This window comes from Bradyrhizobium sp. SPXBL-02 (genome assembly GCF_051853065.1).
Lineage (GTDB): Bacteria > Pseudomonadota > Alphaproteobacteria > Rhizobiales > Xanthobacteraceae > Bradyrhizobium.
The window spans coordinates 3,461,428-3,474,033 of the sequence record NZ_CP182474.1; the positions used below are offsets into that span (position 1 = coordinate 3,461,428).

At 64.8% G+C, this 12,606-nt stretch carries 15 protein-coding genes and 1 tRNA gene; 9 read left to right on the top strand and 7 right to left on the bottom strand.

The features are described from left to right. Window positions 1-64: 64 nt before the first annotated feature. Entirely contained in the window at window positions 65-2,752 is a 2,688-nt protein-coding gene (locus ACNJYD_RS15960; RefSeq protein WP_439366873.1) for a PAS domain S-box protein, read from the top strand. Here the strand turns inward: ACNJYD_RS15960 and ACNJYD_RS15965 are convergent, their stop codons facing one another. After that, the gene (locus tag ACNJYD_RS15965) at window positions 2,753-3,106 is read right to left on the bottom strand and encodes a GrlR family regulatory protein (RefSeq protein ID WP_260379699.1); all 354 of its coding nucleotides are present in this window, start codon (window positions 3,104-3,106) and stop codon (window positions 2,753-2,755) included. Between the two features lie 252 nt (window positions 3,107-3,358). Here ACNJYD_RS15965 and ACNJYD_RS15970 point away from each other — a divergent pair, with 252 nt between their 5' ends. Continuing rightward, on the top strand, window positions 3,359-3,856 hold the full coding sequence (locus ACNJYD_RS15970; protein ID WP_439366874.1) for a hypothetical protein: 498 nt from the start codon (window positions 3,359-3,361) through the stop codon (window positions 3,854-3,856). Window positions 3,857-3,910: 54 nt separating this feature from the next. Here the strand turns inward: ACNJYD_RS15970 and ACNJYD_RS15975 are convergent, their stop codons facing one another. Further along, window positions 3,911-4,297: a VOC family protein gene (locus ACNJYD_RS15975; RefSeq protein WP_439366875.1), complete on the bottom strand. Its 387-nt coding sequence runs from the start codon at window positions 4,295-4,297 to the stop codon at window positions 3,911-3,913. Window positions 4,298-4,476: 179 nt separating this feature from the next. Between ACNJYD_RS15975 and ACNJYD_RS15980 the strand changes: the two genes are divergently transcribed. From ACNJYD_RS15980 to ACNJYD_RS15990, 3 genes are all read left to right on the top strand, one after another. After that, complete coding sequence (locus tag ACNJYD_RS15980) at window positions 4,477-5,049, top strand: hypothetical protein (RefSeq protein ID WP_172783242.1); 573 nt, start codon at window positions 4,477-4,479, stop codon at window positions 5,047-5,049. Window positions 5,050-5,210: 161 nt separating this feature from the next. Beyond that, a complete protein-coding gene (locus tag ACNJYD_RS15985) occupies window positions 5,211-5,729 on the top strand; it encodes a hypothetical protein (protein WP_172783243.1) in 519 nt (172 codons plus the stop codon). A gap of 150 nt (window positions 5,730-5,879) precedes the next feature. After that, a tRNA-Arg gene (locus ACNJYD_RS15990) sits at window positions 5,880-5,956 on the top strand. Window positions 5,957-6,023: 67 nt separating this feature from the next. Here the strand turns inward: ACNJYD_RS15990 and ACNJYD_RS15995 are convergent. Further along, window positions 6,024-6,989 carry an AraC family transcriptional regulator gene (locus ACNJYD_RS15995; protein ID WP_260379695.1) on the bottom strand — a complete coding sequence of 322 codons (966 nt, stop codon included), beginning with the start codon at window positions 6,987-6,989 and terminating at the stop codon, window positions 6,024-6,026. Window positions 6,990-7,234: 245 nt separating this feature from the next. Beyond that, on the bottom strand, window positions 7,235-7,510 hold the full coding sequence (locus ACNJYD_RS16000; RefSeq protein WP_172783245.1) for a hypothetical protein: 276 nt from the start codon (window positions 7,508-7,510) through the stop codon (window positions 7,235-7,237). Between the two features lie 251 nt (window positions 7,511-7,761). On the opposite strand from ACNJYD_RS16000, the gene ACNJYD_RS16005 reads away from it, so the two are divergent. Beyond that, window positions 7,762-8,172, top strand: a complete 411-nt coding sequence (locus ACNJYD_RS16005) for a DUF3775 domain-containing protein (RefSeq protein WP_439366876.1) — start codon at window positions 7,762-7,764, stop codon at window positions 8,170-8,172. Between the two features lie 40 nt (window positions 8,173-8,212). Further along, window positions 8,213-8,674 carry a host attachment protein gene (locus ACNJYD_RS16010; protein ID WP_439366877.1) on the top strand — a complete coding sequence of 154 codons (462 nt, stop codon included), beginning with the start codon at window positions 8,213-8,215 and terminating at the stop codon, window positions 8,672-8,674. Window positions 8,675-8,698: 24 nt separating this feature from the next. On the opposite strand, the gene ACNJYD_RS16015 is transcribed toward ACNJYD_RS16010, so the two are convergent. Further along, on the bottom strand, window positions 8,699-8,962 hold the full coding sequence (locus tag ACNJYD_RS16015) for a hypothetical protein (protein WP_172783249.1): 264 nt from the start codon (window positions 8,960-8,962) through the stop codon (window positions 8,699-8,701). A 299-nt stretch (window positions 8,963-9,261) separates the two neighbouring features. Here ACNJYD_RS16015 and ACNJYD_RS16020 point away from each other — a divergent pair, with 299 nt between their 5' ends. After that, on the top strand, window positions 9,262-9,708 hold the full coding sequence (locus tag ACNJYD_RS16020; protein ID WP_439366878.1) for a hypothetical protein: 447 nt from the start codon (window positions 9,262-9,264) through the stop codon (window positions 9,706-9,708). Window positions 9,709-9,805: 97 nt separating this feature from the next. Continuing rightward, window positions 9,806-10,678, top strand: a complete 873-nt coding sequence (locus tag ACNJYD_RS16025; protein ID WP_172783250.1) for a DMT family transporter — start codon at window positions 9,806-9,808, stop codon at window positions 10,676-10,678. A 107-nt stretch (window positions 10,679-10,785) separates the two neighbouring features. Here ACNJYD_RS16025 and ACNJYD_RS16030 read toward each other — a convergent pair whose 3' ends face one another. Next, window positions 10,786-11,079: a histone gene (locus ACNJYD_RS16030; RefSeq protein WP_439366879.1), complete on the bottom strand. Its 294-nt coding sequence runs from the start codon at window positions 11,077-11,079 to the stop codon at window positions 10,786-10,788. A gap of 66 nt (window positions 11,080-11,145) precedes the next feature. Next, complete coding sequence (locus tag ACNJYD_RS16035) at window positions 11,146-12,537, bottom strand: cryptochrome/photolyase family protein (protein ID WP_439367482.1); 1,392 nt, start codon at window positions 12,535-12,537, stop codon at window positions 11,146-11,148. Between the last annotated feature and the right edge of the window lie 69 nt (window positions 12,538-12,606).

A 12,606-nucleotide genomic window follows, 5' to 3' on the forward strand; every position in this document is an offset into this window, starting at 1 on the left:
TGTTCCCCCCGGGCAGCAATACGTCGTATATTGGACTTCCAGCAGTCCGGTCCTCAAGCCACCAATGTCCGCCGAATTGACGCCGCCCCCTGAGAAAAGGCGAACCTTCTCGCTCTCCATCGGCCAGCTCACCTTCGGCAGCTTCCTGTTGGTGCTGGCGGTGATCATCGTCACCTCGACGGCGAGCGTGATCGCGATCCGGCACATCGACACGACCTTTGCCGAGCTGCAGCGGCTGCAGAGCGTCGGCGACCTCGCCGAGGACATCGATCGCCGCATGAACGAATTGCGCCTTGCCGCGCGCGACTTCGTCACGGATCCCGGGGCCGGCATCCAGTTCCAGCAGGTCGGCGAGGCGGCCTCGACGCTCAGCGATATCCTGAAGAAGACCCGCATAGAGCTCGCGCCCGAGCAGCAGGACATGATCGACGGGGTCACCGAGCGGCTTGCGACCTATCGCACCGGCCTCGAGCGGATCTCCACCCTGATCGACCGCCGCGCCCAGCTGCTCGCCGGACTGCCGCCGCTGCGCGAACAATTCGACGAAGCCGTCGCAAGCACCCCGGACCGCGAGCTGGCGTCCCGCCTGTCCGAGGCGCAGAGCCGGATCGCGCTCGGACTGCTGGCGCGCAACCCGTCCGCGGCCGAGCAGGCCGCACAGGGAATGCGGGCGCTCGATATTGGCGATGCCAAGCTGAAGTCGGCGGTGAACGACTATGCCGAGGCCATCATGGCCGTCGCCGTCCGCGAGCGGCAGATCGCCGACATCGATCGCGAGGTACTGGGAACGGAAGGCCGGCTGATCGGCCGCGTCACCGAATTGCTGCGTGAGGTCAGCTCCCGGCGCGGCCACGTGCTGTCGCGCGACTTCGCCCGGACGCTGACCGAGGCGCGATGGCAGAGCATCGTGCTCGGCACGGTCGGCGTGCTCATCGGCATCGGCGCTGCGTGGTTCGTGGTGCGCCGGACGGTGCGTCCGCTCGCTCAGATCGCGCGATCCATTCGCGCGCTCGCCGCCGGCCGGAAGGACACCTCAATTCCATCCGCCGACCTCGACAACGAGATCGGCGACATTGCGCGGGCGGCCGAAGTGTTCCGCCGCGCGCTGGAGGAGGCCGACACCGCGCGCGAGGCGGCGGTGCGCGCGCTCACCGAGCAGCGCCTCGCCGAGGAGAGTTACCGAAAACTGTTCGAGGGCTCCATCGACGGCATCTATGTGACGACGCCGGCCGGTGACCTCCTCAACGCCAATCCGGCGCTGGCGCGCATGATGGGCTATGACAGCCCGCAGCAGCTGATCGACAGCATCAGCGACATCGCCCACACAATCTACGTCCATCCCGAGGCGCGCGCCGAATACCAGCGGCTGATGGCGCGCGACGGCATGGTGCGCGAATTCGAGTATCAGGTGCGCCAGCGCAGCGGCGACATCCTCTGGCTCTCCGACAGCGCCACGGGCGTGCGAGACGAAGCGGGCAACATCGTCCGCTACGAGGGCACGCTGCGCGACATCACCGACCAGAAGCGGGCGGAGGAGGCCATCGCCGAAGGCCGGCGCCTGCTCCAGCAGGTCATCGACACCGTGCCCGCGGTGATCAACGTCAAGGATCGCAATCTGCGCTACGTGCTGATGAACCGCTACATGGCCGGCATCTTCGGCATCGAGCCCGGCGAGGCGCTCGGCCGCACCACGGCCGACCTGATGTCGCGCTACGGCGCGGCAAAGTCCGACGAGAGCGACAAGCGGGTGCTCAAGCTCCGCAAGGGACTCGGTTTCTATGAGGAGGAGTACCAGGACGCTTCCGGCAACATGCGGCAATGGCTGGTCAACAAATTGCCGCTGCTCGACCCCGAGGGCGAGATCGAGCGGATCGTGACCGTTGCGCTCGATATCGGCGAGCGCAAGCGCGGCGAGCAGGAGATGCGCAAGGCCAAGGAAGCCGCCGAGACCGCGCTGCGCAATTTGCGCGAAACGCAGGCCTCGCTGATCGAGGCCGAGAAGCTGGCCGCGCTCGGGCGCCTGGTCGCCGGCGTCGCCCACGAGGTCAACAATCCCGTCGGCATCAGCCTCACCGTCGCCTCCGCGCTGGAGCGCAAGACCGCGATGTTCAGCGCCGAAGTCGAGCGCGGCGAGCTGCGCCGCTCCACGCTCAACGACTTCCTCAACACCAGCCGCGATGCGTCCTCGCAGCTCGTCTCCAATCTCAACCGCGCTGCCGAGCTGATCCAGTCGTTCAAGCAGGTTGCCGCCGACCGCAACTATTCGGATCAGCGGACTTTCGATCTCGGCGACCTCACCGAGCAGGTCGTGATGAGCCTGCGGCCGGGGCTGCGTAAGCATAATCTGACGCTCAACGTCGAGTGTCAGCCGGACCTGACCATGAACAGCTATCCCGGCCCGTACGGCCAGGTGCTGACCAATCTGTTCCTGAATTCGGTGGCGCACGCCTTCCCGGACGGAAGGCCCGGGACGATCGAGATCCAGGTGCGCGAGTCCGGCAAGGACAACGTCGAGATCATCTTCTCCGACAATGGTTGCGGCATGTCGCTCGACGTCCGCCGCCGCGCCTTCGATCCGTTTTTCACGACGCGGCGCGACCAGGGCGGCACCGGCCTCGGGCTGCACATCGTCTACAGCATCGTCACCAATCGGCTCGGCGGCCGGCTCGATCTCGATTCCGAGCCGGGTGGCGGCACGCGCATCCAGATGATCCTGCCGCGCGTTGCACCGCTCGAACAGGCCGCGGAATAGCTAGTCGACGTCCGCGAGCTTATGCAGGGTGGCGCCGAAAATCAGGCTGGCCTTGCCGACCAGCGCTGTGCCCGTCATTTCCGCGCGCGTGTCGGTGTAGGTGCCGCTGACGCCGATGCCGACCGGGGCAGGGCCGCCGAACAGCGGATTATCATCGCCGCGAGGCGAGGTGTGCCGCTGCACCAGCACCTCGCCTTTGAAGGTGCCGCTGTCCTTCACGGTGTAGCTGCCGGTGTAATAGAGGTAGGCATCGCCGCCGAGAATCTTGCCGTCGCGGAAAAGAATCACGCCGCTGCCCTTGCCGACTCGACCATCGAGCAGGGTCACGTGAATTGAATAGAGGCCGTTCTTCATAACGTCCCGCAGGCCGGCCGCCATCGCCCAATGGCGTAACCGGTCCGGCTTTTATGCCAAAGCCTATCTCCTCGCGCAACGCGGCAGTTTGCCGGCCGGCAGCGGCCTGCGAGCCGTACTTGTCCCGGCTTGTCCGTGACACGATCATGACGCTCTGATGGTGCGGCGAGGCCTAACGTTGCGAATCAGAGTTGGCCCGCGAAATGCATAACCATTGTTGCACTGGCCGCGGGGTGCTGGAGCAAGACGAACGTGACCAACTGGATCGATTCCGGCGGCGATGAGCCGCGTCTGTACAGTGTGCGTCCCACGAATTGCAAAAGCGAACAACGGCGGATTGGCAATGCGATACGCCGGCGAAACCCGACGAGGCTGGCGTGCGCTTTGGCCTTGATCGCGCTCGCAGCCTCCTCGGGGCATGCGCGCGACCGCGGGCAGTTCGCCAACACCAATCCCGAATTGAAGTCCTGGTTCGATAGTCTGCGCAGCGGCAAGGGGCCTTGCTGCTCTGATGCCGATGGTTCGGCGGTCTCGGACTCCGACTGGGACAGCAAGGACGGGCATTATCGCGTCCGCGTCCCGCGCTATGGCTCTGCGCTCGATGGCCAGCAGCAGGAGCTCGTCTGGGTCGACGTGCCCGAGGAGGCCGTGATCTCGGAGCCGAACCGGGTGGGACGCACCATGGTCTGGCCAATCTACGGCTACATGGGCGTCACCATCCGCTGCTTTATGCCCGGTAGCATGACCTAGCCCTCGGGCGTGACCTCGTCGCCGGCTCGGATGCCTGTTAGGGCCGGCGGCGCCTCAGGTGTATTTCTTGTCGCGTTCGAGCAGCTCGATCGAGATGCCTTCGGGCCCGCGGATGAAGCAGATGCGTACGCCGGGCCGGATGGTCGTCGGCTCGCGCGTGAAGGTGACACCCTTGGCCTTGATCTCGGCCGCGACGGCGTCGATGTCCTTCACCGTCAAGCCGAAATGATCGAGGCCCTGATGCGGGTGCGGAGGCGGCGGGTTGACCGCGCCATCGCCCTCGAGCGGCGCGATGAAGATCCTGGTGCCGCCGAGATTCACGTCGATCCGTCCGGGCGCGTGCACAATCTCGCCACCAAGGATGTCCCGCAGCCAGGCCGCCGTTGCCTCCGGATCGGGGCTGCGCAGATGGACGTGATCCCAAGTGACGGCGAATGGCATTTCATGGTCTCCAGAGGGTGTTTTCGATGTTGCGGCGCATGTTAGCGGCCTCGGCCGGTGGTCGCCACCGCCTTGCCGACTCGCATGATCCGCGGGAACCTTAGTTCGTTGGCCGGATTAAGGTAAGTTGTGGCCGAGTCCATCTTCGATGGTGCTGCGGCTCCGATCGGTGGGCATCCATGAACGCCAAGATCGACCGAACCGGATTGGGGCGCTTCGCCGGCAGCGGCGAACGACTGGCACGGGCAGTGACGATCGCAAGCGTCTCATTTGGCCGAACCCTTCTGTGGCTGCTGGCGGCTATCATCGTCGGCTGCGGCATCTGGATGCTGTTGCCTCTTTCCAAGGGCAACAGTGCTGAGCCGGTCGGGGCGGAGCTGGCGGCTGTTGAAACGCCTCCCTCCGGCGATGCGTCGGCAATAGCCTCGGGGGCCTCCGAAGCACAGGTGCCGGCGACGGCAGAACTTGGTCGTCTCAGGATTTCATCGCAGACCTGGCGTCGCGGCGGCCTCGGCTCCAAAGCCCTGGTGACGTTCACGCTGCGAAACGACAACGACTATGCCGTAAAGGATGTCGAGATCGTCTGCTCCTTCACACGGCGCGACGGCAGCCATCTGACCGACCGCAGCCGCGTGCTGGCGGATCCGGTCAGCATGAAGAGCCGCAAGACCTTTGTGCGTATCCCAATCGGCGTCGTCAACGTGAATGCCGATCAGGCAAAATGCTCGCTGGTTGCGGCACGCCGCGCATGAAGGCGGCCTGTTCCGGTAGCTGAAAAGTTACCCTCTGCGGTCCTTGGCCAAAAACCATGCATCACCATTTGAACCGAACGGCTGGGCCAGGAACCAATTGGTAGATCGCCTGTTGAGGCGAGGAGAGCCCACGCGGGGATGCGGGGGGCGGAGCGCGGCCAATGCCCATCTTTAGGTATTTCATTTTCGTCGGTGGAGCTTTGCTCGCACTGCTGTTCGCGGCGGATTTCGTTTTCCCGGCGCCGCCCGTGGCGCATGCGGTCGCAACCGCAGGCAACGACCAGCCGCTGATCCGAATCCGGTCCGATCGTCATATGCCTGAGCGTGTCGTCCTCGACACCAGCCAGCCGACGATTGGCGCACCCGCGGTTCAGACCGCCGCAGTGGCAGCTCCCCAGCCAGCGGTACAGGAAAGCCTGTCGCCGGCTCTGGCCGAGATGTCGGCCAAGATGCGGGTGCGCGAGACCTTCGCCCAGTTCACGCCGGCGCCGAGGGCCGGGACCGCCACGGCCAAGACCTCCGAGACCGCTCAGCCCCAGACTTCCCAGGCTCAAGCTTCTCCGGTGCAGGCTCAGCCCAAGCGTAAGATCGTCAGGACGCATCCCGCGCCGCAGCCGGGCCGTCCTATGATGCTGGTCGCGCAGCAGCCGCATTTCGGCCTCTTCAGCACGACCTGGTAACGGCGCTTTCGGCCCGCCTCGATCGAGGTGGGAAGGGCTTTTTATTGGCCGGCCTCTCTGCTAATTCGAACCGATCCGAACGCCGTCGGGTGAGCTGGCTCCTCGCCAGCGCCGGCCGGCGAATCTCGGTGGCCCGCTACCCGGGCCAGGGCGCTCGTAGCTCAGCTGGATAGAGCATCGGATTTCGATTCCGAGGGTCGGAGGTTCGAATCCTTCCGAGCGCGCCAGTCGTCTCTGTTCCGCATATGTTCTGGAACGACGCGAACGGGTCAGCGCCGCGAGGGCGCGGCGTCCTCAGCTTGCCGGGACACCGCTTTGCCGTCCGCGTGCCAGCGTGTCGGAGGGCGCCTCGTGGAAGATCGCGCGGTAGGCCGCGGCAAATTCGCCGAGATGATGGAAGCCCTGGGCACGTGCGCAGCTGGTCACGGTGACGCCGCCGCCCTTGAGCAGGCGGGCGCGGGTCGCCCACAGCCTCTTCAGGCGAATGTACTGGTGCAGGCTCATGCCGCGCACCTTGCTGACGGCGCCGCCGAGCGTGCGGATCGAGACGTCGAATTCGCGGGCGAGATCGGCCGTATAGATCGGAGCGGTCGGGAAGGTCGCGACGTAGTCGTCGATGCGCTGCACGAGCTTGATCGCCCGCTCGCCCTGGACCGAGGTGCTCCGATCCGACATCGGATCGATTCGAAACAGATCGTCGAGCGCGAGCAGCAGGCCTTCCTGGAGATGGGCCGCAACCTCCGTCGTCTCGAACAGGCGCGGCTGCACTGACGCGGTGCGCAGGATATCGAGCAGGAGCTGTCGCGTGTGGAGCAGGGCGGGCCGATTCGCGACATGGGCCCGCAAATGGTCGGCGCGGTCGAACCAGCCACGGTCTCTCAGTTTGGGGGAGAAGATGATCATGGCGTGATGATTGGTCCGGGGCTCGACGAAATGGCACTCATCGTTGCCGCGGAGGGCAGCGAAGAAGCGCGCGTCCAGATCCACACCCTTGAAGTTGGCCTGAAGATCGTCGGTCATCGACAGGATCACCATCCCGCCCGGCATGCGATAGGCAGTGTCGAGGATTCGCGCGAACGATCTCATCATGATGATGCGGCACGCCGGCAGGGAAACGATGGCCCGGGCCGCCGCGAAGTTTGGGATGTCGAGCGGAATGCTCCTCGCATCCTCCATCGTCTCGACCGGCCGAAACGCGTCGACATCGGAAAAGCTGATCAGTTGTAGCGCGGAGGAGGGAACGAGGTTGTCCAACAACATGATTCTGGCCGGCCGCTGAAATGAGACAATCAAATGAACGCCGATGCATCGCCATCAATGCCGAAACATCGCGTTTCAGTAAACGGAATTTCAGGCCGTAGTATTGCGGACATCATGTCATGAAGACCGTCCGGTCAATGTCACCGTCAACCTTCTCGGTCCATCGGTTCGCCGGCGGCGAGGCCAGCGATCGCTCTGCAAGATGATCTCGCAAAAGCGAAGGGGCCCGAGGGCCCCTTCAAACGTCACCAGCGGCGATAGCCGTAGTGCCCATAGTAGCGCGGACCGTAATAGCGCGGCCGATAATACCGCGGGCCGTAGTAAGGCCGCGGCCCGTAGTAGCCATAGTAGTTCGGCCGCCACCAGCACTGTCCCCAGGCGTCGCAGACCATGCGGACCTGCTCGACGCCGGAGACCTGCGGTGTCGCAGGTGCAGGCGCGATGGGCATGGCGGATGCCGTCGACGATGCAGCGAGGGCGCCGAACAAGCACGCGGCCAAAAGGCCAGTCTTGAGATTCATGATGTCTTCCTCCGCTTACGCGATGCAGGATATCGAGGTTGTTCTGATCAAATTGTGGCCGAACCGAAATGTAATACAGATGAACAAACCTTCAGCGAGCTGACCCAAGTCACAGCTCGGCAGCGGAGCGTAGGTCGCCGGGCCATGCCGTGACTAGACCTTGATCCTGCGCAATTCGCAAGTTTGCCTTGGCTCTTACTGTCATCGTCATGGCAGCGGCGTGGTGCCTGTTGCCGGCCAAGGTGAGCTGAATGCAAGTCATTCCAGATCTGTCGATCTCGCCGGAGAAGGTCTTCTTCGTCATCTCGAAATCGCGCCGGTCCGACAGCGAAGCGGGCGGGGGTGGCGTCGTCCTGGACTTCGGCGACGATGACATGAGCTACGGCCGCGACGGGCGCGGCGAAACCACCGACCGTGCGGAGCTCGCGGGCTTCATCCGCGCTCTCAATGTTGACGAGCAGATCGATCTCGTGGCGCTGGCCTGGCTCGGCCGCGGCGACGCTGATCTCTCCGATTGGCGTCAATTGCGCGCTCAGGCTGCGCAGGCGCACAACCAGCGCACCGCGTCCTATCTGATCGGCACGCCAGTGCTCGCCGACTATCTGGAGGAGGCGATGACGCAGTTCGGCAAGTCCTTCGAGGAATTCGAAGAGCTACTCTGATGCCGGATGCGGCGTCTGCAAGTGTCAAGGAGAAGTTGCAATGGACAAGATGAGAATTGACAAGGGTGACTGGCTGGTCGTGTGCGACGGGCGCAAGGCGCTCATTCTGGAAAACCTCGGCGACGAGATGTTTCCGAACCTGCACACCAGGGAGGTGCATGAGCAGCCCAATCCCGCGACCGCCGCTCAAGGGTCAGCCGCGCCGGGCCGATCGCATGGCGCAGCCGGCGGCGCACGCAGCTCGATCGAGCAGACCGATTGGCACGACGAGGCCGAGCGCGCCTTTCTGCGGAGCCTGGCCGGCCGGCTCGATGCCGCCGTCAGCTCCGGCGAGACCACGGCCCTGACCATGGTGGCCTCGCCGCGCGCGCTCGGCATGATCCGCGCCGACTATTCGGAAGGCGTGCGCAATGCGCTGCAGGGGGAGGTCGGCAAGGACCTCGTCAAGCTGCCGGTCTACGAGATCGAGAAGCAATTGCTGCGGTCGGGCGCAGCCAAATAAGCGATCCGCAGCGGCCGCGGCGCCTCAATAGCAGGGGTGCCGCCGGCCGTCCTGACCGATATAAGCAGCCGCGCTGCGATAACAGTGGTTGGTCGCCGGGCCGTCATAGTAGGCGAAGGTGCCAGGGGTGATACCGGGGCCGTAATTGTGCAGGTAGCTGATCGGGTAGGGCAGCGGGTTGGCGTAGGAGCGGTGGTACCGGTGGCGGCCGTGCGCCTCGGCGAGAGCAGGGGCCAGGACCGCAGCCGTCAGGGCCGCAACCGCGGCTACACGCGTCAACTTGCTCATCTCGATTCTCCGGAACCCGCTCGAATAGGTCAGCCGTTATAGCAATTTCGAGCGGTCGGGCATCGCTTCGGGGGGCCGAAATCAATGCCAATGCCGCAGATTTCCGTGTGGGTGTGACAGAATTGCCGGACATGCGGCCAAAAGCTGCCCATTTTTGGCCTTTTCGGGATGCTTAACGAATTCCCCACACAAGTATGACCAAAGACTATTCGGTTAAGAATTCTGCCGCCGGACCTGGGGATCACTTGCCGGTCCCTCGTGTCAGGTGCATTCCTGAAGGCCTTCGCCGTCATCTCGCCATGCGCATCACGCTTCCGAGTCTGCTGTTGCTCTGCCTCGCCGCTGCCGCGCCGGCACGCGCCGAGCTGCACATCACCCGCGACCACGGCGGCTATGTCGAGGAGTACAAGACCAAGTACAAGCGGGTGCGCGAGAAGGGCGAGCGGGTCATCATCGACGGCATCTGCAATTCGGCCTGCACGCTCGTGCTCGGAATCGTGCCGATGAACAAGATCTGCGTGACGCCGCGCGCGAGCCTCGGCTTCCACCAGGCCTATTACGACAAGGCGTTCACCTTCGGCATCAAGGTCACCAGCGCCGAGGGCACCTCCGATCTCATGTCCTACTACCCCGACACGGTGAAGGATTGGATTCGCCGCAATGGCGGGCTCACCACCGACATGAAAAAGATCAAGAACGGCGTCGAGCTCTGGAAGATCGTCAATCCCTGTCCGGAAGAATGGTGAGCGGCTGAGCCGGACCGCGATCGTCCGTCGCAGCGCAACATCGTCACGACGAAATTCGCATTGCCGCATGGCCGACGGTCGGGCAATGAGGGCCGCAATGAACCATAATCAAGAAACCCTGGCCGCCCGCGCCGCGCCGATCCTGTTCGTGCTGCTCTGGAGCACCGGATTCATCGGCACCAAATACGTCGTCAACAATGCCGATCCCTTGACCTATCTCGCCATCCGCATGGCGATTGTGGTCGGGTTGATGGCGATCATCGCAGGCATCGCGCGGCCGAAATGGCCGGACCGCGCAGGCATCGCGCACAGCGCGGTCGCCGGCATCCTCGTCCACGGCTTCTATCTCGGCGGCACCGCGATTGCGATCGCGCATTCGATTCCGGCCGGCCTTTCGGCGCTGATTCCGGGCTTGCAGCCGATCCTGACCTCGACCATTGCCAATCGCTGGCTCGGCGAACGGGTCACGCCGCTGCAATGGGCCGGGCTCGTGCTCGGTCTCGGCGGGGTGGTGCTGATCCTGCACAACCGCCCGATGACCGGCGAAGCCGGGCTCGGCTGGCTCGCCTCCGTGGTCTCGCTGGTCAGCATCACGCTCGGCACGCTTTATCAGCGCCGCTACTGCAATCACATCGACTGGCGCGCCGGAAATCTCGTGCAGTACGTGGCGGTCACCATTTTCTTCGCGATCGGCGCCTTCCTGTTCGAGGATCGCGTGGTGCACTGGACGCAGGAGTTCGTGCTTGCGCTCGCCTGGCTCGCGGTCGCGCTCTCGATCGGATCAATCGGGCTGTTGTACTGGCTGATCCGCCACGCCGCGGCGACCTCGGTCGCCAGTTTGTTTTATTTGGTGCCGGCCGTCACGGCCCTGATGGCCTATCTGCTGTTCGGAGAAAAGCTGGACGCGATTGCCATTGCGGGCATGGCGCTCTGCGCCACGGCGGTCTTCGTTGTCAATCGGCGGTCCTGACGGCGGGCTCAGCCTGATCATCGTCTGGCCGGCGCGCAGCCAAGCGGCGAGGGCAGGCGTGCGCTGTCTCCGGGCGCGCCCGCACCCGGAGACGTCTGCCGGTGCGATCAGCGCTTGGCCTTCTTGGCCTTCTTCTTCGACTTGCCGGCTTTCTTCGCCGACTTCTTCGCAGACTTTTTCGCGGCCTTCTTGGACGACTTCTTGGCGGCTTTCTTCGTCGTCTTCTTCGCAGCCTTCTTGGCCTTCTTCTTGACTGCCTTCTTCGGCGCTACTTTCTTCGCGACCTTCTTGGCGGCTTTCTTCACCTGCTTGACTGCAGTGACTGCCGCGTCCTTGGTCGTTTCCACGGCACTGGTGATCGTCTCCATCGCCTGTTCGGTGATCGGCTTCTCGTCGTCCATATCGTCCCCCACGGTTTGTATGGAGCGATGACGATAGCGGGTTTCGAAATTGTGTCAAAGCGACGCTCAACCTTTGCGGATCTTTGCGTAGGCGGCGAGCGCGCGTTCGCGTCCCCTGGCATGATCGACGATCGGCTGCGGATAGGTCTTGCCGATCGTGATGCCCGCGCTCGCTAGCTCGATCGGCGTCGCCTGCCAGGGCCGGTGGATCAGCTTGGCCGGCAGGGCCTTCAGTTCCGGAACCCAACGTCGAACGTAGGCGCCGTCAGGATCGAACTTCTCGCCCTGGAGCTGCGGATTGAACACGCGGAAATAGGGCGCAGCGTCTGCGCCGCAGCCGGCGACCCATTGCCAGTTGGCAGGATTGCTGCCGGCGTCCGCGTCGACCAGCGTGTCCCAGAACCAGGCTTCGCCTTGACGCCAGTCGATCAGGAGGTGCTTGACCAGGAAGGAGGCCACCACCATCCGCACCCGGTTGTGCATCACCCCGGTGTGCCAGAGCTCGCGCAGGCCGGCATCGACGATGGGATATCCGGTGCGCCCGCGCTGCCAGGCGGCGAGCGCTTGTTTGTCGGCCTGCCAAGGAAAGCGATCGAAGTTCGTCTGCAGGTTTTCGGCGGCGAGGTTGGGGTGATCGTGGAGGAGGTGGCGGCAGAATTCGCGCCAGCCGAGCTCGCTCAGGAATTTTTCGACGCCTTGCCCGAGCGCCGGATCTTCCGCCGCGGCAAACCGGGCGGCGTGCCAGACCTGACGCGGGCTGAGCTCGCCGAAGCGCAGATGCGGCGACAGCCGTGAGGTGCCCTCTCGGTCCGGGCGGTCGCGGTCGCCGGGATACATTCCAACAGTGTGCTTGAGGAAGTCGCGCAGGCGCAGATGGGCGGACGCGGCGCCGGAGGTCCATGCCTCGCGAAGGCCACCCGCCCAATCCGGCGCGGTCGGCTCGAGCTTCCAGCCCTCCAGTCGATCGCTTGCAACGCGCGGCGCAGGGCGCAGCTGCTTCGGCGCGGGCAGGGGCTTGGGCGGGTCACCGAGCGCCAGCACGCGGCGCCAGAACGGGGTGAACACGCGCAGGCCCCGGCCGTCCTTGGTGCGGATCGCCGCGGGCGGGACCAGCAGGTCGCCAGGAAAGCTTTGCGCGTGCGTGCCGAGCTTAGCCAGGGCCGCTTCGAGCTGTCGCTCGACGGCCTGATGAGGCGCCTGCGCGATTTCGTTCCAATAGACGGCGCGGGCGCCGCTCTCTTGCGCCAGCTCCGGGATCACCTTGGCCGCCGATCCCCTGCGCAGGACGAGCGAGCCGCCGCGCGCGGCGATCTCGGCACCGAGCGTTCGCAGCGACTGCGCCAGCCACCAGCGTGCCGCGCCGCCTGGCGCTCGCCCCGCCGCCTCGTCCAGTACATAGAGACAAAGCACCGGCGCTCCGGAGTTGGCGGCGGCGTCGACGGCGGGGTGGTCGGACAGGCGGAGATCGTCGCGAAACCAGACGATGATGGATGGCTGACTTGGCGGGGTCAGGGAGGGCCTCGTTTA